13 protein-coding genes are annotated in these 20527 nt (G+C 36.5%); 4 read left to right on the top strand and 9 right to left on the bottom strand.

Going from position 1 to position 20527, the window contains the following annotated elements:
- Positions 1-33 precede the first annotated feature (33 nt).
- The 4 genes from RE431_RS00160 to RE431_RS00145 all read right to left on the bottom strand — a co-directional run bounded on the left by RE431_RS00160 (position 34) and on the right by RE431_RS00145 (position 7136).
- Positions 34-1152, bottom strand: a complete 1119-nt coding sequence (locus RE431_RS00160) for a SusE domain-containing protein (protein WP_309559933.1) — start codon at positions 1150-1152, stop codon at positions 34-36.
- A 34-nt stretch (positions 1153-1186) separates the two neighbouring features.
- Positions 1187-2812 carry a RagB/SusD family nutrient uptake outer membrane protein gene (locus tag RE431_RS00155; RefSeq protein WP_309559932.1) on the bottom strand — a complete coding sequence of 542 codons (1626 nt, stop codon included), beginning with the start codon at positions 2810-2812 and terminating at the stop codon, positions 1187-1189.
- A gap of 11 nt (positions 2813-2823) precedes the next feature.
- Entirely contained in the window at positions 2824-5952 is a 3129-nt protein-coding gene (locus RE431_RS00150; RefSeq protein WP_309559931.1) for a SusC/RagA family TonB-linked outer membrane protein, read from the bottom strand.
- Between the two features lie 158 nt (positions 5953-6110).
- Positions 6111-7136, bottom strand: coding sequence for a LacI family DNA-binding transcriptional regulator (locus RE431_RS00145; protein ID WP_309559930.1), 1026 nt, complete (start codon positions 7134-7136; stop codon positions 6111-6113).
- A gap of 206 nt (positions 7137-7342) precedes the next feature.
- Between RE431_RS00145 and RE431_RS00140 the strand changes: the two genes are divergently transcribed.
- From RE431_RS00140 to RE431_RS00125, 4 genes are all read left to right on the top strand, one after another.
- Positions 7343-8329 carry a LacI family DNA-binding transcriptional regulator gene (locus RE431_RS00140; RefSeq protein ID WP_309559929.1) on the top strand — a complete coding sequence of 329 codons (987 nt, stop codon included), beginning with the start codon at positions 7343-7345 and terminating at the stop codon, positions 8327-8329.
- 358 nt (positions 8330-8687) lie between these two features.
- On the top strand, positions 8688-9722 hold the full coding sequence (locus RE431_RS00135; protein ID WP_309559928.1) for an aldo/keto reductase: 1035 nt from the start codon (positions 8688-8690) through the stop codon (positions 9720-9722).
- Positions 9723-9730: 8 nt separating this feature from the next.
- Positions 9731-10642, top strand: a complete 912-nt coding sequence (locus tag RE431_RS00130) for a helix-turn-helix domain-containing protein (protein ID WP_309559927.1) — start codon at positions 9731-9733, stop codon at positions 10640-10642.
- 210 nt (positions 10643-10852) lie between these two features.
- Entirely contained in the window at positions 10853-11272 is a 420-nt protein-coding gene (locus RE431_RS00125; protein ID WP_309559926.1) for a DUF6196 family protein, read from the top strand.
- A gap of 375 nt (positions 11273-11647) precedes the next feature.
- On the opposite strand, the gene RE431_RS00120 is transcribed toward RE431_RS00125, so the two are convergent.
- The 5 genes from RE431_RS00120 to RE431_RS00100 form a co-directional block, all read right to left on the bottom strand.
- Complete coding sequence (locus tag RE431_RS00120; RefSeq protein ID WP_286761805.1) at positions 11648-13180, bottom strand: P-loop ATPase, Sll1717 family; 1533 nt, start codon at positions 13178-13180, stop codon at positions 11648-11650.
- Between the two features lie 106 nt (positions 13181-13286).
- Positions 13287-14288: a restriction endonuclease gene (locus RE431_RS00115; RefSeq protein WP_309559925.1), complete on the bottom strand. Its 1002-nt coding sequence runs from the start codon at positions 14286-14288 to the stop codon at positions 13287-13289.
- A gap of 71 nt (positions 14289-14359) precedes the next feature.
- Positions 14360-16216: a leucine-rich repeat domain-containing protein gene (locus tag RE431_RS00110; protein WP_309559924.1), complete on the bottom strand. Its 1857-nt coding sequence runs from the start codon at positions 16214-16216 to the stop codon at positions 14360-14362.
- 46 nt (positions 16217-16262) lie between these two features.
- Positions 16263-19256: a type I restriction endonuclease subunit R gene (locus RE431_RS00105; protein ID WP_309559923.1), complete on the bottom strand. Its 2994-nt coding sequence runs from the start codon at positions 19254-19256 to the stop codon at positions 16263-16265.
- Positions 19253-20524, bottom strand: a complete 1272-nt coding sequence (locus RE431_RS00100) for a restriction endonuclease subunit S (protein WP_309559922.1) — start codon at positions 20522-20524, stop codon at positions 19253-19255. The genes RE431_RS00105 and RE431_RS00100 overlap by 4 nt, the downstream gene beginning before the upstream one ends.
- Positions 20525-20527: the final 3 nt, after the last annotated feature.

The raw sequence follows: 20527 nt of genomic DNA, 5'->3' as shown, positions 1-20527 counted from the left end.
GCTCACATAAGATGAGCAGCCTGGAAATCATAGCTAATCAAGAACTGTAATTACATGAGTATATTCAGGTACCGTAGAATTGAAAATTATTTCTACGTTATTAATATTTTCATCCACTTCCGTTGCAAACTTGAAGGTATTGGCCCATCTGTCATTAGTAACAGGAACCATATTCCAGTATGCTGGAGCTGTATCGGCATTAGGTCTTTGGTTATCAGCATTTACACTACCAAACCACTCTTCACCATCTGAAGTTGTAAACTTGAATTTATATCTTTCATCTCGACCCCAATCTTCCTGTCTGAACACTATATTTTTTTCTTCTGCCATCCAGGTACCATTACCGTTGTATGGTAGTTCGAATAAATACTCATCATTTGGAGAGAAATAAAGTTCTACCTTCTCCACCATAGTCATACTAACTGAACCGTCACTGAAGTCAACTCGGATTCTATAAACTCCTTCTGTACCTGAGAAGTTCGTTGAGCCACCTGCTTTAAGGTCACTACCTTCTACATAATAGGTTTCAGGATCACCTGAATTTCTCGTTACAAATTGATAATCTCCTGCACTGAGACTGGTGTAGATTTCATAAGTATCTGCTCCTGTCTTTTTAAATGCTAATGCTGAACCAAGGTCTTCACCGGCTTCGGTTCCGGAACCAGTTATGTAAAGTTCATCTGGTGTTGGGAAACCACCTGGTCTTTCCACCTCAATAGTTCGGTAAATTTCAGATTTCTGAACGTTAATCCCTTTAGAAGACCAAACCGTCCATTGTAATGTACCTATAGATTCTGGTTGGATTCCAGCCATGGTTGCAATTCTATTCAAATCTGCAAATGGTAGAGTAAGAGTTCTCTGTAAACCTTTTCCGTCTGAAGGCATTACGTAAAGCGGTTCAGACAAATCACTTCCTTCCTGGAAGAAAGCAACATCATAAAGTACCACCCCGTTATCCTCAGCTTTTGCAGCTTCCCATTCGAAGTTTACAGTGCTCTGAGCACCAAGATTAAAATATGCATTATCCTGAGGGCTGTATAGAGCATTCACTGGAGAAACCGTAGTATGATCTAGTGAATCATCATCAGAATCACAGCCAACAAGAACTATGGCCGCCATGAAAAAAACGATATAATTTAAAATATTTTTCATCTCATTTAATTTATTAGTTATTGTGTCTTTTTATTTACCAACCTGGGTTTTGCGACAGGTTAGGATTTATTAATCTTTCATCTCTAGGGATAGGCCACAGGTAATGTTTACCAGGATCAAAAGTTCTCAGGTTTACTCTTAAGTATCCATCATCTATAGAAGAAGGTCCAAACTGAGCACCGTGAGCCCACCCATTCAATACATCTTCAGCAGTTCTCCATCTTCGGATATCGAATACCCTTAAACCTTCCATCGCTAATTCTACCCTTCTTTCATTTCTAATTACAGATCTATATTCAGCCTGATTTAGTGAAGAGTCAAAATTAAGAGCCTGAGCATCTGTAAATCCAGCTCTATCTCTCAATGCTCCAATGGTTTGATCCCATGTTCCCTGGTCAAAATCACCAAGCTCATTTTTAGCTTCAGCGTTCATTAATAGTATATCTGCATATCTAATAAGCATTAAATTAAGACCTGATGCCAGACCAGACTGGTGTTCTGGATCAAAATATTTTCTGGTGTAATATCCCGTTGAAGTTTTTGAAGATCCCGGAGCATATTCGTCTAAAGGCTCATCTGGATCTGATCCAGGCTCTATATAGATAATATGAGAACCGCCGCCTGCTTCCTGCCATTCGTAATTATGATATACGATAGTATTTGTCAATCGAGGGTCTCTATTCTCATAAGGATTTGACTCATCATAATTAGAATCAGGATCATCAATTGCCTTTCCGTTGATGGTAAGATAGCTATCCACTAGCTCCTGAGTAGCAGCCAAAGCATTTAGCCTTGCTCCCGCAGACAAAGGTGCCATATCGAAAAATTCGCCCCAGGTTCTTAATTCCGGAACGTATTGCAAGCTTAGAATATCTTCCTGGCTGTATTGATTTTCCGGTAAGAACAAACCTTCATAAGAATTGAACAAGCCGTAACTTCCAACAGATCCATTTATGATACGTTCAGTTTCAGTAACAACATTCTGCCAGTCATTTTCATATAAGTAAGCTCTGGCTTTTAATGCTATGGCAGCACCTTTGGTGATTTTTCCACGGTTGGAAATCTCCTGTTCTGTATTTGTTGGAAGATCTTCAGAAGCTTCTTCCAGTTCAGTTAAAATAAACTGAAGTACCTGTGCCCTTGGGGTTCTGGAAATACTCTGAGCTTCTTCCAGCGAAAGATCATGATCTGCCAGTGGAATATCACCGAACCAGGTCATTAACTGAAAATGTTGCCAGGCGCGAAGAAATCTTGCCTCAGCGATCATTCGGTTTCGAACCTCATCAGACAAATCTGGCACTCTATTAATGTTTTCAAGAAGCAGGTTTGTCGTTTTTATCCCCGCATATCTATTGTTCCATTCGTTCTTCAAACGCTGGAGAGAAGGATCATAAGTTCCTGCTGCTATAGATGCTGAACCTGCGATATCTCCCCTACCGTTATACGCATTATCTGATGTCGCCTCGTTGTAGAAGAAATAAGAGCTGGAAAACATTTGTCCATAAGCAGTATTTAGAACACTCTGAGCCTTATCCTGACTTGTCCAGTAATTAAGGTCTGTAAACGAATTCTCCGGAGTTAATTCCAGCTTTTTACAGCCTGTGAATGTAATCGCCAGCGCAATCACACCTATTAAAACTTTTATATTCTTTATAATCATAATAATATTTTTTAGAAAGTGATATCTACCCCAACTCCATAATAAACCATCGTTGGATAAGCTCTCGCGCTATTAGCACCTGCAGAGGTTAGATTACTATCAAACTCTGATAGTTCAGGATCAACAAAATCTACTTTAGATAAGGTTAAAAGGTTTCGTCCTGAAACATACATTCTATAGCTTTTCAATCCGATTCTATTAGCAAAGTCACTAGGTAAAGAATATCCGATCTGTAAATTTTTCAAACGGGCATATGCTCCATCATATAGATATAAATCTGAACCTCTTCTCCAGTTATTGGTGTTAGACTGGCTTCCGCTATTTGCCAAACGAGGATATCTTGCATCTGGATTCTGTGGTGTCCAGTAATCAAGCATGTGCTCATAAATTGCGTTTCCATAATTAAAGTGAAATGGTTCTACCAGCTCACCTCTAATCATCATGGTTCTTTTTCCAACTCCCTGAACAAACAGACTTAAGTCAAAATTTTTATATCCCAGGTTATAAGTGAAACCGAAATTGTATCTAGGAAAAGGATTTCCAAAAATCACTTTATCGTCATCGTTGATAATACCATCACCATTAATATCTACATATCTATTATCCCCGGGAACCACATTAAGGCCTTCCGGTACAGGACCATTTTCAATCTCTTCCAGGTTCTGGAAATATCCGTCTCTTTTCAATCCTACATAGGAGTTATATGGCTGACCTTCTCTCAATAAGGTTTGAAGTTCTTCCACCCCGGTTAATCTTTCATCGCCTTGAAATTCCAATACTTCATTCCAGCTATCTCCAATATTCGCAGAGATCATATGGCTGAACAATTCCCCGGTATGGCGATAGGTGGCACTTATCTCCCATCCCTGGCTTCCAACTTTACCAGCATTAAAATCTGGGAGACCGGTACCATACACACCAGGAACTTGCGGTGGGACAAGAATATCTGATGTAACCTTATTAAAATAATCCATTTGAATGCTCAGAGCATTATCAAAGAAATCAAGGTCTGCCCCAATATTCAAAGTAGCTGCTCGCTCCCACTGTATATCCGGGTTTGCGAAATTGTAACCTGTTCCTCCTACGCCATTATTATTAAACCCATATGCATTTTGAAAGGTGAAATAGGTAGTTTGATACTGGTAGTTTCCTACGTTCTGGTTACCCAGCACACCATAGGAAGCTCTCAATTTTATATTTCCTACATTATCCTGGTAATTCTGCATAAACGGCTCTTCAGTAACTCGATAAGCGGCTAACACCGAGGGAAAGAATCCCCATCTTAGATCTTCTCTAAATTTTGAGGAACCATCATATCTAAAGCTAAATTCAGCGATGTACTTATCATTAAAAGCATAGGAAGCTCTACCGAACACAGAATAAAGACTATTTTCTGAAGAACTCTGATTAGAATTATAAGAGTTTTCTTCAATTTCGGTATCTGTTATAGGAGTTCCCAGATCTGGATCTGTATATCTCTTGAATAAACCAGAACCGCGATCTTCATGATTCTCATTAGATCCTCCCAGTAATACGGTTAGGTCATGGATCTTATTAAAGGTATTTGAATATTCAGCGATTAACTGGGTATTCAAATCTAGGCTTTTTCTATTCTCATCCCTGGTATTACGATCTGCACCGTAAACTCCCTGAGGAAAAAAGTCTACACGGGTTACTCTGGAATAAAGGCTATTCTGATAAAGACGACCTCCAAAAACACCTTTTATTTTAAAATTATCGGTGATATCCAGTTCTGCAGTTATATTACCGAAAATATCATCATTATCATATTCTCTAAATCCACCTTCTTCCAAAATACCCAGTGAATTGAATTGCTGCAATACATCATTTGTCACAAATCTACCTAATGAATCTCTTTGCTTGTAATATAATGGTACTCTGTTCGCATCAGCAAACAAGGTTCCTGTACTAGATGAATGATCTTTGATCTTTTGCTTAGTGTAAGCCAACGTAGAGGTCAGCTTAAACGCACCATATTCGTTAACAAGGTTAATTCGATAATTATATCTTTTCAAGCCTTTATCTGGCCCCACAAAATTGCTTTGCTGATCCAAGTACCCAATGGAAACCAAATAACTTGAAGTTTCACTTCCGCCTGAAACAGATATGTTCTGATTCAGCTGTAATGCGTCCTTGGTAATTTCATCTGCAAACCATTCTTCATCTCCATTTTCACGGATTTGTCTAATTTCTTCAGGAGAAAATACTGCAGAGCTTTCATTTGAATTAAATGCTGCCTCATTTCGAAGCATGGCGTTTTCGTAACCAGAAACAGGCTCATTGAAGAAGTGAGGAGTATTGAAACCTGCTAGACCACTATACTTAACAGTAAGTGCCTGGTTCTTCTTACCTTTTTTAGTAGTGATCAATACAACACCATTACTGGCACGCGAACCATATATAGCCGCACTACCTGCATCTTTAAGCACTGAGACACTTTCAATATCTGCCGGATTCAGAGAATTGATATCTCCTCCCACAATACCATCTATCACAATTAGCGGGCTGTTATCTCCTAAAGTACTAATCCCCCTGATGTTTAAATTGATGGCGGCTCCAGGTTCAGAATTCCTTTGCTGAATCACCAAACTTGGCGATTTACCCTGTAACGCCTGGGTTACATTGGTTGTAGGCCTACCTTCAAGGTCTTCTTCACCTACCTGGTCTACTGCAGCAGCTACCCTGCTTCGACTCTGAGTACCATAGCCTACCACGACCACTTCATCAAGAGCCTGGGTATCATCCTCCATTGTAACATCAACCACAGATTGATTGCCAACAGTTCTCTCGGTTGTTTGTAAGCCTACAAAGGAAAAAACCAGAACAGCATCTTCCTTGGTTAAACTAATAGAATAATTTCCGTCGAAATCAGTTTGCGTACCGATATTACTACCTTCCTGCATTACAGTAACACCCGGAAGCGGTATCCCCTGATTATCGGTAACAGTTCCTGTTACTGTTTTTCCAGTTTGCTGAAAGGCGTAACCACGCCCGGTAAAAAGCAGTAAGCTTAAAAGTAAAAAAACGAATGTTCTACTTAAAGCGAATTTACGATCCCACTTTAAAGGACAAGGAACATCTCGCCCCTCAAAATTTTTAGTTAGTTGTACATTATCCATTCAATGTTAATTTTGAATTTAAGATTAACACTTTGTTAATACTTGATAAACTTACTAAAACGATTTAGTTAATCAAAATGAAAAAAAGCATTCTAAGCAAAAAATTGAAATTTTAACATTTTTAGGGTGATTTTATTACGTATTTACCAGAATTGATGCTAGTTTTTATTAATAGATGAATTTCTAACAATTAAAGACGCTTTTAGAACACTTTTTGTCGGCTTGAGATTTTCCGCTTTTGAATTAAGAAGATTTAACATTGTATTCATGAGCGATTCACCTAATTCCTGTAATGGTTGAGATACCGCTGTTATGGTGGGAGTATTTATTCGAAACAATTCATTATCATCAAAAGTTACCACTCCGAGCTTCTCAAGCAAGGTTTGATCTGTCTCTTTGATAACCTCCAAAGCAGTTCTGGTAAGATAGTTAGTAGAAAAGAAAACAGAATCTAATTCCTGGCCTTCAATGATAAACTTCCTGATCTCTAATTTAGTTTCCTCTTTATGAATTTTTTCAAACGGAATTTTAAGTATCAAAGGTTCCAGACCTGCAGACTTCATAGCGTCTACATATCCTTTTTCCCTATTAGTCATCTGGTTTTGACTGGATTCTATGGTTATAAATCCAATTCTGCTAAAGTCATTATCAATTAGATGTTTGGTCGCTTTAGAAGAAGCATCCTCATTATCTATAATGACATGGCTAACATCCAGGTCTTCAAAATACCTGTCAAAAAGAACAACCGGAATCTTGTTTTCAATTAGAGATTCTATTTCATTTTGAATTCCTGGTGATGGACTAATAATAAAACCGTCTACCTGTCTCTCAGAAAATAACTGAATAAGTTCTTTTGACCTCTCATCCTCATTCTCATTACTACAGAACAATACCTTATAACCTTTATCGTAGGCGATGTCTTCCATGATCCTGGCGATCTTCGAAAAGAAATAATTGCTGATATCTTCCACCATGAATACAAGAATATTCGTCTTACCCGTACGTAAACTTTGAGCTACTTTATTAGGGCGATAATTTATACTATCTGTATAATCAATTACCTTTTTAATAAGTTCGTCAGAAATCTTTTTTTCCTTCCCTTTACCATTTAAAACAAAAGATACAGTGGTAACTGATACGTTAAGTTTTTTTGCAATATCCTTTAGAGAAGGTCTTTTCTTCATTTATGATAAGAACTACAGAAGATTAGTATAGATTTTTCAGTATCGGCTAATTTAATAAATTAATAATTCACCTATTTCATGGTATCGTCCTTATTTACCATCAAATAGTCCCCCAAGATTTTATTGGTTATTTACTTATTCTTTGAAATATATAATTTATATTGCATTATTCTTAAAACTAAATCGTTTTACCTATTTTATTTCCTATGAAAAGTCGCACAACGTTAAAAGAACTATCAAAACTTTTAAATCTTTCAATCAGTACGGTTTCAAAATCATTAAATGATAGTAGTGAGATTAGTTCAAAGACAAAACAACGGGTAAGAGATACTGCTTTTCTGCACAACTATATTCCAAATGATGCGGCAAAAAGCCTGAAGAATAGACAATCCAATATAATAGGAGTGGTCATACCCTCTTTAAAATCAACCTTTTCCGCGGCATTATTAGAAGGTATCGAGGCAAAAGCAGACGAAATGAATTACAAGGTTTTTCTCTGTATATCGAACAATTCTGTAGAGAAAGAGAAAGAATGTATTAAAAGATTCCTGGAAACCCAGGTAGACGGGGTCATCGTTTTTCCTACACAAGAAACCCAGGAATCGGGCGATATTACGCATTTAAATGAATTGATAAATCTTGATGTTCCCCTGGTTATCTTTGATAGTGTCACTAAAATTCTTAACTGTGATAAGGTTTCTATGGAGAATTCTTTACAAACTGAACTGGCTGTAAATGAATTAAATATTGCCGGTTGTTCCAAAATCGCTTTTATTACGCAAAATTCCGAAGCTTGTTTACAACAAAAATATAAGGATGGCTATTGCTTAGCTGTAGAAAAATTAAACCTACCGGCTATTTTGATCGAAGATACGGTTGTCCCCTTTCATAAAATTGCAGGAATGATAAAAAACAAAAGGCTTGACGGTATCATCGCGTGTAGCAGGTATTCTGCAGGTAATTTATTGAAAAAGATCCGTAACACGGATTCTCAAATTATTAAAAACATACCTGTAGTTGCCCTTAGCAATGGAAATGTTAGTAGAAATTTCCTTCCAAATCTTAGCTCCCTAGATCAGAAAGGACATATGCAGGGTAAATTGGCCGTAGAAACATTATTGAATCGAATTCATGGAAAACTGCCTTTAAAAAGAATCAATTTTCAAATAAAATCAGAGATCCTACAATGCTGATTTTAAATACTACAAATTCCCGGGAATCGCCTATTCCGGAATGCAGCTAAAAATCCATGATGATAAAAGCTTACTTTTTTAAGTGGGTTTTACTCGCAAATTTTATGACAATGATATTTGCCGGTTCTAAAGGGAAGAAGATTCAGTAAACTTTAAAACCTGCGTTTATCTTGGAGCTTATTTGAGTAAATGTGTATTTAACTCCGCATATATAAAGTTAGCTGTAATGGTAAAAAAATTCATGCAAGCCATTAATCTTTAGGCAAAAATCTTCATTTCGGTTACAACACAATTGGATATAGTTACATTTAGTTTTTGTCCATCTGTGAACTTTGCAGAGAACAAAAACGAAAAAAAGATGAACTACAAAAATTTAGGAAACACTGGATTAAAAGTCTCAACGCTATGTTTGGGAACAATGAATTATGGCGGAAAAGGATTTTTCAATCATATGGGTGATTTAGGTCAAGCAGAAGTTGACGAACAAATAAAAACCGTACTTGATGCAGGAGTAAATTTTATTGATACTGCCAATATTTATTCAGAAGGACTTTCCGAAGTAATGATTGGGAAAGCAATTAAGAATCTTTCAATTAAAAGAGACGACCTCGTTTTAGCGACCAAAGTAAGAGGTAGTATGGGTAAAGGCGAAAACAACAGAGGTTTGTCAAGAAAACACATCATTCAGCAAGTTGACGAAAGTCTAAAAAGAATGAATACAGATTACATTGACCTTTACCAACTTCATACTTCCGATCCATTAACACCAATCGAGGAAACCTTGAGAGCTTTAGACGATTTAGTACGTAGTGGAAAAGTTCGCTACATTGGAGCAAGCAATTTTATGGCCTGGAATTTTATGAAAGCATTAGGCTATTCTAATTACAACAATTTAGAAAAATTCGCCTCATTTCAAGGAATGTATTCGTTAGATAATCGAGCTTTAGAACGTGAGTTCATACCATTATTAAATGACCAAAAAGTTGGTTTGTTGGTTTACAGTCCATTAAGTTGTGGGTTTTTGACAGGTAAGTATAAAAGAAATAAGAAAAAAGGTGGTGGTCGCTATGACAATTTTCCATTTCCACCTGCAAATGAAGAATTAGCTTATGATGTTTTAGATGTGCTATTTCCGATGGCAGAAGAAAAAAACATAAGCGTTCCTCAATTGGCTTTAGCCTGGTTGCTACATCAACCTACCGTTACAAGCCTACTTATAGGTGCTTCAAAACTATCTCAACTTCAGGATAATCTTAAAGCTGTAGATGTTACATTAACAGATGAAGAACTGAAAAGTTTGAATGAAGTCAGCAAAATGAATCCAGAATATCCTCAAAGTGTTGTTGAAGTAATGACCGCAGACCGAAGTAGCGGACAAGATTTCTTATCTTAAAGAAAGCTATGGAACATAATAATATCCCAAACATCATAAATTCAATAACCGAATTGCATAAGATTTTAGGATTGCCAAAACCTACAAATCCTTTGATTACCCTAATTGACCATTCTCAAGAAAGAGAAGAAACCAATTTAGGCAATCAAAAAATGCTGCTCAATTTCTATAATATTACTATTAAAAGAAGTTTTCAAGGTCAATTGAAATATGGTAAAACCCATTATGATTTTGACGAAGGTACGATGTCTTTTCTTTCGCCAAATCAAGTATTTACGGTTGACGAAAAAGGCGAACGCAACAAAGATGGTTGGTCTTTACTGTTTCATCCAGATTTGATTGCAAATTATGGTTTATCGAAATCCATTAAAACCTATGGTTTTTTCTCTTATGGCGTAAATGAGGCTTTACACCTTTCAGATAAGGAAGAAAAAACCATTGAAAGTTCGGTTCAGAACATTCAAGAGGAATATAATTCAACAATTGATTTGTATAGTCAAGACGAAATTGTTTCAAATCTTGAATTGTTGCTGAACTATTGCAATCGCTTTTACAATAGGCAATTTATAACTAGAAAAATGGCGAGTAATGATTTGCTCGTCAATTTTGAAAGTAAGCTATCAGAATATTTTGATGAAAGTACTGAATCGAAATTACCGACGGTTAGAAGTATTGCAGACGAAATGAACGTTTCGCCAAATTATTTAAGAGATATGTTAAGAGCGATTACAGGTCAAAATACACAACAACATATTCATGCAAAATTAATTGAAAAAGCGAAAGAGTATTTAACGACAACATCAAAGTCGATAGGTGAAATCGCGTTTCAGCTTGGTTTTGAGCATTCGCAATCGTTCAACAGACTTTTTAAGAACAAAACCGATGTGTCACCTTTAGCATATCGCAATTCTTTTAATTAAGCTTTAGTAAAAACCACTTCAGCTAACATCGGTTCATCGCCAATGATGGCGCCATTAGTAGGAAAATAATTAACTTGACCAACGAACCAATACTAAGGCGATAAATCTGCGTCCCTTACTCCGCCAACCGGCGATAAACTAGACCTTTATGTAGATCATTGGATTTATGATTATATAACCTAAAAAAAATTAATTAAAGAATAACAATATATGTATATAAGTAAAGAAACACCCAAAGAAACAGATTTACGCTTAAAAAAAGTATTAAAAAAATCACGCTTTAAAGTGTTTGAAAAGTCTTACTATTTTAATGAAATACCGGTTGAAAAATTTGAGTTTAATGAGAAAGCGTTAGCTTTTGTTAGAGATAATGACGTATGGAGTCAGTTGATCCCAGTTGATAAAAAAGGAAATGAGGAATTCAGAATATTCAGTTTTCACTTTGAAAAAGATTTAGATAATAGTGGATTTGTTGGATGGTTAGCTACGAAGATAAAGGATGACCTAGGTTCAGATGTATTTGTGGTTTGTGGTCAGAATTCAAATCAAGGTGGAATATTTGATTATTGGGGATGTCCAATCGAAGTTTCAGATGAAGTGATTATATACATCAAAAACCTGATGAATTAAGAGGTTATTCTAACAATTCAAATATTAAAATTGATTGAATAACATAATTTGCCTAACAATGGTTCACCGTATATAATGATTAATAAGAAGTTGATTAAAACCGATTGCCAATTATAAACAACAATTTAAAGATTCAAATAGCATATAAAGTTTCTCTATTTCATTAAAATTCGACTATAAACCAGGATTTTTGTTACCATTTTGTTACTCCAAAAACAAAAAACCCTTATAAACATTAAATTTATAAGGGTTTTTAAGTACTCGAGGCGGGAGTGCTTTAAATCTCTCTTACCCTGCATTTACTAAGCTTTCCGTTTAGGTGATTATAGAGTGTCACCGAATTTGACACCTTTAACTTAATTTTAACGATAATTATTAATGGGGATCTCCAATAGTTCCACACTCGGGACAAGTATATATTGCATTATCAAAATTTCTATAGTAGATTTCTGAACAATTTTCCCCTGAACATCTTCTGACTTTATTATTTATAAAATTGTCTAAACTCATTGAAGAACAAGCTACTCGCGCAGCTCTAATATCGATAAAGGCATATTCGTTTACTGCTTTTTTACCTTTTCTAGTTACTAAACCTATTTTTTTTGAAATATTATGAGATGCCCAAGGTCTTGTAATATTTCTAATGGCTGCCGCAGTACCAGCAACTTTGTCATTTACAAGCTGGCCATTGGTAAAAGATGCGGTATTTGTTTTAATCAGATAATTAATACTCTTTAAATCCGGTAATATTTCTTTTATTTTTTCTTTCGAAAATTCATCTATGGCATTATTAACAATACTACTTTGAAAAATCGGGGATGTAAAATCATGTTTATATTGCTCAGAAAGAATACGATTACATATCCTAATGCTGTCGCGAGGAGAAAATTCTGAGAATAAAACTATTCGTCCTAAGTTTTTCTTCTCCTGGAATAATTTAAAAGAATCAGTGACTGCCTGCTGGCTATATGCAGCCAACCTCTTATCAAGCATAAGTTTAATTTGATGGTCGGTCCACTTTAATTTAAATGAGAACACTCGATCCGGTCTGGCATCAATGGCACACAATGGTATTAACGCATCCCAAAGGAAAAACTTAAAGGCCAGCTTTGGCATTTCTAATAATTCTAGATCCTTAATTAGAGATGATATAAACTGATAACTAGCCTTTGGATCGTTTCCTGTTAAGCTCTGCTCATCTACTTTATCCACTAGAATATAAACTGAATCTATGTTTAATTTTCCTAATAGGCTTAAAATATTACTTAAATTATCTTTATGTGAGAATTTTAGGCTTTTATCTACCTCAATTTTTGATAAGTCAATTTCCACCCCTTTAGCTTTACTTATGTTTTTTATAACTTCAGAAAAAGGAGCTTTAAATTTTTTCCATAAATCAAGTCCAATGTCTTCTATTGTTTTTAAAGATTTCAGTGCCTGTTTAGGGAAACTTGCTGGAGTATCATATAAATAGATTTTACAAAGTTTATATAAGTACTGTCTCTCATTGAAGGAAAAAAGGTTGACAAATTTAATGTCCTCAAGAGTTGATAATCTTGTAAAGAATGAAAGTAAAAGTAACCTATTTAAATATTCTAAATGATAATTTAAACTAATCTCAGATGCACTAGTGAAATTTGATAAATCATGATCGGTATAAGTAATAGTTATAAGATTCTCATGTTTTTGAGCTCTCTTTTCGATCATTATCCTCTGGGCTGTCTTTCCCGCTCCTCTTGGAGCATATATTATATTCGAAACAGGATTTACAGGATCTCCCCAAACGTCCTCAAAATAGTCTGGGAATATAAAGTATCTTTCAATATAGTCTTTTTCTTTATCTGCGTTTGTATATTGAAAAGGGTTTATTTCAAAACCCATTTTCTTCAAATATTCCACTTTTGTCATTTGTTGAAGATTGTTAATTAATATCTAAGCCCACACCGGCCAATCCCTATATTGTCCCTTGGCTTGGTCAATTACTTCTTTAAGCAAATTATCCATTTCTAAAAAATTATACTGGCCAATAAATTCGCTTTAAAGGAATAAGGGACCTGGTACCGGGATCAAACTGATCATAATGTTGAACTATGAGATGTACCAGTAAATCAAGATCAATTAAGGTTAATGGATTATTAGATCGTTCTGCTTCGTATTTGGCATCTTTTGAGAAGCCTCCGGTTGATACATACAACCCCTTATCATTTGGTCTAAGGCCTCCAATAAAATTCCTTATTTCGGAAGCTCCCATAGAATTTTGACGATGTTTTACTTCTACTTTAATTCTAGGATTCTCTAAACCTAGTCCATCTGGTGATGCCACTATATCTACACCTCTATCTGGACCTTTAGGAGTTAAGATTGTTTTATATCCCATTCCTCTTAAAATCCCGGCTATCAATTCTTCCATTTCTTCCCAGTCTAGTGCCTGCACTTTGTCTTTTATAAACTCGTGGGATTTAGCTTCAAAATTCTCCTTTAGTAAATCTAGAGTTTCTTCAACTTCTTCATCCTCTGAATTATCTTCTAAACTTTCATTGGAAGTTGCAGTCCTGGTTTTACCAAGAATTTCTTCCCAGGCATTCCCGGTAATTTTAAAAATAGTTAAAACAGAACCTAAAGTATTTTTTGTCTTAGTACTTAAATTATCCCTGGGAATGGTTCTTTCCCACTTTACCTCGCGGTAATGGTTAAATTCCTTTTCAGCAGAATATTTATAATCAGAAGTAATTTTCCCTAAAGTGTACTGGCGGGTTTCGGGATTATAAGTAATCACATGATCTCCTTTTTGAAACTCATTCTTAAACCTAAAAATTTGACCGGCAAAGTTATTGACCTGGCTTATTTTATAGTTAGGGTAGCTAGCTTGAATTTTATCTTTTAAATCTTCAAGGTTCAGTTTTTTAGAGATATCACCAATTTCATTCCATCCTATGGCAACGATACTCTGTTCTATAAACTTCTCAAAGAGATATCCGCTTTCGCCAGACCTAACCATCCATAATTTATTTTCCATTCTTTTAGGTTTATTGATTATATTTTATACCAACATTCTTTAATTATTTTCAACTTAGGAGTAATTGAAAATCAATCATAGTATAAATATGTATTGGGTAACATTTCTTTCAGTTTTTGTAACTCCTCGCTAGAATAGTTATTACCTCTGATATAAAATTTTGTTAGAACATCCTTGAGATTTGAAAGACTTGTTGGAAAGCTTGAAAGTCTATTATAGCTCAAATCCAATTCTGTAAGGCTTTCCATATATCCGAGATTTTCAGGAATAGCTTCAACTTTATTGTTGCCCAGGCGAATAGTTTTTAAATTCTTTAGCTTATTTATGTCCTCTGGCAAAGCTTTTACATTCATTGCATATAGGTTCAAGTATTCCAATTGTTCTAAATCAACAATACTAGCTGGTAAATTTTCCAGTGTTCCAGAGATATGTAAAAATTTCAGCTTTTTAAGGTTGCCTATTGATTCTGGTAGGGTTTTAAAACTACCGTGTATTCTAAGATTTTCAAGAGTATTTAGCTTTCCTATATCTTCGGGTAGGTTATGAAGCAATTCCGTAGCCCCAGTAAATTCTAAATCCTTTATTTTTTCTAAATCAGTAAAACTATCAGGCAACTGATGAATGTCTGAAAAAAGCCATAGGGTTTCCAAATTATCCAGGTCACCAAAGTTTTCAGGCAGTCTAGGATTAGAATTTTGAAGATAAAAGAAGGCAAATTCTAAACTTTCCAATTCAGAGAATGATTCTGGTAAATTTGTATAAATTGCTGGTCCGCGAAAACGCTTTAATTTTTTCAAATTACCGAATTCCGTAGGTAGGCTAGCAATATGATTTCCTTCCAGGTCTAAAAACTCTAAATTAGTCAATTCAGAAAAGCTTTCTGGTAGACTTTCAAGCCCCATTGATCCCAATTCAAGAAACTTGAGTGATTCCAGTTGACCAAAACTTTCAGGCAACATTTTCATTTTGTGCCCGCCTTGCATATGATCAAGAATTAAAGTATCCATTTTCTTAAGGTTACCAATATTTCCTGGTATTCTTTCAAAATGATTTGCCCCCAGGTCTAAATATTCGAGTTCAAGATAATTATTGGTAATTACCTCCGGACTTTCGTGTAAACCGTCTCCTGATAAATCAAGCCTTTTTAGATGTACCAGTGATTTTAGACTGGGATAGGAATCTATTCTATCGAATTTGGTTCCTTCCATATCACCACCAAGCAATAATTGGACTACATTGCCATTATCATCTAATTTGTAATAATATTCATTTCCCAATATGTTGAGTGACTCTAAAGCTTCATATTGATGATATTCTTTGCTGTCAAAATATAGGGTGTCAGTTGCAGAAACGCTACCATACCAAGTTTCCCAAATAATTTTATATGATTTATTTTCGTATCCGAAGAACTTTATATGATTAGATTCTTCATCTGGTATAACAGTTCCTCCAAAATTTTGATTCCATATCCACCGGTAATCGTCTCCTTCTATTTTCCAAATCCCCCCATCGTACTCTATTGCTTCTAGATGTTTTCTAGTGCTGTAGAAGTTTAAACTTTTATCAGTAATTTCCGTTTTTAGAGGTTCAAAACTAATGGTAATTGTATCTCGAGATACCATTCCTCTTGAGGTAACTCTCCATTCCAATTGGTATTCTTCTCCCGGTAAACCATGAAACACTGTTTGTGGTTCATCTACCTTATCAAAAAATACTTTTTCATCGATGAGTCCAGATACAATAGTCCAGCCCCCCATCTGTGAAGCATCTAGTTGGGCATTGAGTTTAATACTAAAATCATCAATATTAAGTTGGTCATTACCCGCAGGTATTTCAAATAAAGGTTCGGATTCTGGTTCTTGCTCGTCTTTTGAACATGAAAATAGGAATAGGCTTAATGCAACAAGAGATAAGATTTGTTTTTTCATTTTTTAATTAACAGAGTTCATTTTATGTAATCTTTCATTTTAAAATTTAAGCCTCCACCGGCCAATCCCTATACTGCCCTTCTGCCTGCTCAATCACTTCTTTCAGTAAATTATCCAGCTCTGAAAATGGTACTTTTCCCCGGAGTTCTTTTTTTACGGCCAGGCGTATTGCTGCCCGAGCATTTTCTTTTTTTGTCCAATCTAGTTGCAGGTTTTTCTTTACAGAATCTACTACTTTATGCACTAAATCCTGAATAGGACCGGCTTTATTCAATATCTTTTCATTGGCGGAAAGCAGATCGTAAAATGCCAGTTCATCCTCGGTTAAACCGAGTTGTTTGGTTCTAATATCATCCTGCTGGAACTCATCGGCTATATCAAGCAAATGCTTAATCGCGGCTATGGAATCCAGGCTGTTTTTATGATAGTTACTCAGCACCTTTTCAAGTTCGTCTCGAAGTCTCCTAGCTTTTTTAATATTCTTGGGCATTCGTACCCGCAACTCATCATTGATAATGCGCCGCAGCAATTCAATTTTTACATTCTCATCTCCTTTTTCTTTTACTGTAGCCTGAAAGCGATCATCTATAATGGAGATATCAATCTTGTCCAGGTCATACATCTTTGCCAGGTCTACAATCTCCTGGGATTCCAATGATTTACTGATAAGATCTTTAATCCGCTCGTTTTTCTCTCGCTGCGGGCCCGGCGGAAATTTAATCTTCCTGATAGTCTTTCTTATTTTCTGAATAATCGCCACATCATCCTGAATTTCCCATATACGTTTATCTGAGCTGGTCATAGACACCAACTCCGATAGTTTTCTTTCTTCCCGTAAAAAGTTATCGGTTATAGGATCAGTTTGCAGTAGATCGTTGATTACTTTCTTAGACCACCGCAGTTTTTCTCGATCATCCATTTGGTCGATTTCTTCCATAGTAAAATCGCCCATTAACTCTTTGACTGTTTCCAGTTGCTCAAAACATAAGTTCACTGCAAGTTCAATATCTACTGCGGGTTTTCCTTTTCCCCCGCCTGAAGTATATTTTTTGGTTGCTTCTGCCAGGTAGCCGGAAATGCCAATAAAATCTACCACCAGCCCACTGGGTTTGTCTTCAAACACGCGATTCACCCGGGCAATGGCCTGCATCAAATTATGGCCTTTCATAATCTTATCTACATACATCGTATGTATAATCGGCGCATCAAAACCTGTAAGCCACATATCCCTAACGATGACCATCTTTAAAGGGTCCTTCGGATTTCGGAAGCGCTTTTTTACCGATTCCATAGCATCTTTAGTGCGAATGTGCTTATTCCATTCCGGTGGATCTTTACTGATGTTTCCGGTCATAATCACCGCAATTTCAGGGCAGCCATCCAAAGCAGTTAAGGCATCATACATTTTTACACAATTACGCCTACTCATACAAACCACCATCGCCTTTCCTTCCAGCGTAGCCGTTCTTGCCAGAAAATGCTCCAGGATATCCCCGGCCACTTTTTCTACCCGGCTCTGTGCTCCTGCGGCATCTTCTATCGCGGCCCAAACTGCATTTGAAGGATTATCTTCATCGTCTTCAATTTCATCGAGCTGCGCGCTGTAGGCGGCTTTAATATTTAAAGGAACCATTTTAGGCTCGTAATAAATGGGCACTGTGGCCCCATCTTTAACCGCCTGTTCTATATCATAGCTGTGCAGGGTCGGCCCAAACACCATTTGCGTATCGGCATCTTTGCCGTCTACAGGCGTACCGGTAAAGCCGATAAAAGAAGCATTAGGCAAAGCCCTTCGTATGTTTTGTGCGAAGCCGCCATCATGAAACCCGTATTGGGTGCGGTGAGCTTCATCGGCCATAATAATCAGGTTGTATCTTTCTGAAAGTAATGGGTGCCGGGTTTCTTTTCCTGCTTCCAGGTCTTTTAAACGGAATTTCTCAATAGTGGTGAAAATTACCCCGCCTCCATCTGAATGTAGCAGATTCCTTAGTTCTTCTGTAGTATCAGCGTGCTGTACATCACCTACCAGGTCTTTGGCCAACACAAAATTTTCGTATAATTGCTGATCCAGATCGGAACGGTCAACCTGGATTACGATGGTAGGATTTTTCATTTCGGGCATTTGGCGTAAAATCCCGGTAAGAATGGCCATTGAAATACTTTTACCCGAGCCCTGGGTATGCCAAATCACTCCCAGCCGACCATCACCCTGGGGTTTGAGATTTTCTACGGCGCTTTCTACTGCTTTTTGAATGCCCCAATATTGATGGTATTTCGCTCCTTTTTTGATAATTTTCCCGTTATGGTCTTCGTGGAAAATAAAATTCTGAATGTAGTTTAACAGGGTAGCTTTTGGAAAAAGTCCGTTAAGTAAGGTTTCCAATTGAAGCTCGGTCTCCTGTTTTATATCGTCGCCACGTAAACTTTTCCAGGGGGCAAACCATTTTAAGGAAGAATTATACATCCCGTGGAGCGTTTGCATTCCGTCTGAAAGAATGGTGATGGCATTAAAATCGAAAAGCTGCGGAATATCCTGCAAATAATGGCCAATTTGCAGGTGGGCGTTATCTACTCCAACTTCGGCATCAAACATATTTTTGAATTCAAAAACGATGAGCGGAAGGCCGTTGATGAAGATCACCAAATCTGCGCGCCGACTGTTTTTCCCTATCACTTTTACTTCATCGGAACAGATAAACTGGTTTTTCTCCGGTTCGTGGTAGTTGATTGGGTAAAGATGTTTTGCCAATTCTTTGCCGTTTTTATCTTTCCAGGAAACCGAAATGCCCTGGGTAAGTTTACGGTGAAAATCCCGGTTGCGGTGGTCTAGATCCATCCCGGAATGCCGGGTGAAACTCGCCATCGCTTCATTAATAGCCGTGGCCGGAACATCGGGATAAGTGGAAACCAGGAAATTTCTAAGCTCCTCTTCCAGCACTACTTTTTTAAGGTCCCGGTTTAGGGAATTTCCTTCCCGATGCTGGTATCCCAGGTCTTTTAGATACTCAATTGCCGCATTTTGAACCGTAATTTCTATCATAAGACTTCAGATAAGGTTTTTTCAGCATCTTTTACCCTGACTTCCCCGCTGATGAGTTTTGGCAATAAGGTGTCGCGGAGCTGGGTGAGGGTTTGGTTTTCCATATTATTTTTGGAAAATTGTAGGTATAAAGGTTCGGCTATTTCATTGTACTTTTCCAATATATTTTGGGTTGGAACTACAAGTTTTGCTTCTTCAAAAATTTTCCCAGTTACTGCTGGGTATGAAGATCCAGTCGCTCTAGAAACTAAATAATCCACGAAATTCTCAGTGCAAGTAAAAGGATACAAAAAGGAATATGGAACAGTCTTTGGAGAAGTAACAGCAAATCCCGTTGAAACTATAGTCCGGTTATTAAAACCTAAAGCTAAAAATCTGGATTTTCTATTTGGTCTTACTGTGGACCAAACGATGTCTCCGTCTGAAATAATTCTCCGAGCTCTACTTGGTGCTTCCGATAATAATATAGGCTGAATATTTTCTACCAAACCTTCACCAACAGAAGCAATATCTATGTACTCAATAATATCAATTTTTGAATTTTTACTAATGGACTTAGAGTTAACCTCAGCAATTTCTTTGATGTTTTTCACTTCCCACCCCTTCGGAATTTCTCCCAATTCAGAATCTACAAATTCCCCATCCTGAAAAGGCCCAAAATCTACAAACCAATGTTTGTATATAGCCATAGCCATTTCTTCCAGGGTTTTGTTCATCTGGAGGTTGAGCTCAATCTTATCGTCTAAAGCAGAGAGGATGGAGGCGATGGATTTTTGTTCTTTTATGGGCGGAACAAGAATCGACATTTTATTTATGTCTTCTTTACCAATATTCTGTTGAGCTGATTGAGTTTGGCCCGCTAAAATTTGATTGTAAAAATTTTTTGATCGTAAAAAATGATATAAATAATCCTTAGAAAAAACATCTTCATCCAAAGGGAAAAAATTACCAACCCGGTAATTTTGAAGTATTGTTTCGTTTTCGGTATATCTTGCTATTTTTCCAATCGTGGCACCAGTTAATGCCATCAAAATATCACCTTTATTTATACGGAAACCCTCGAACTTTTTGAGTCTATCGGGATCAATGTAACTGCAAGAAGAAATGTCCACTGTTGCATTACCTTTTATCTGTGTTATCTTGAAAATTTTTATTCCTTCTGAGGTAAAATCGTAATTTCTAAATTGATAACCGTGTCTCAGTTCAGCTATTCTTCTGAATTCAGAGACTTTCCAGTTATCCGGCTTATTAGGAAAATTAATACTCATTTT

Source organism: Christiangramia sediminicola, assembly GCF_031344135.1.
GTDB lineage: Bacteria > Bacteroidota > Bacteroidia > Flavobacteriales > Flavobacteriaceae > Christiangramia > Christiangramia sediminicola.
The sequence above is the reverse complement of the archived record's forward strand: the minus strand, read 5'-3'. Positions and strand labels throughout refer to the sequence as shown.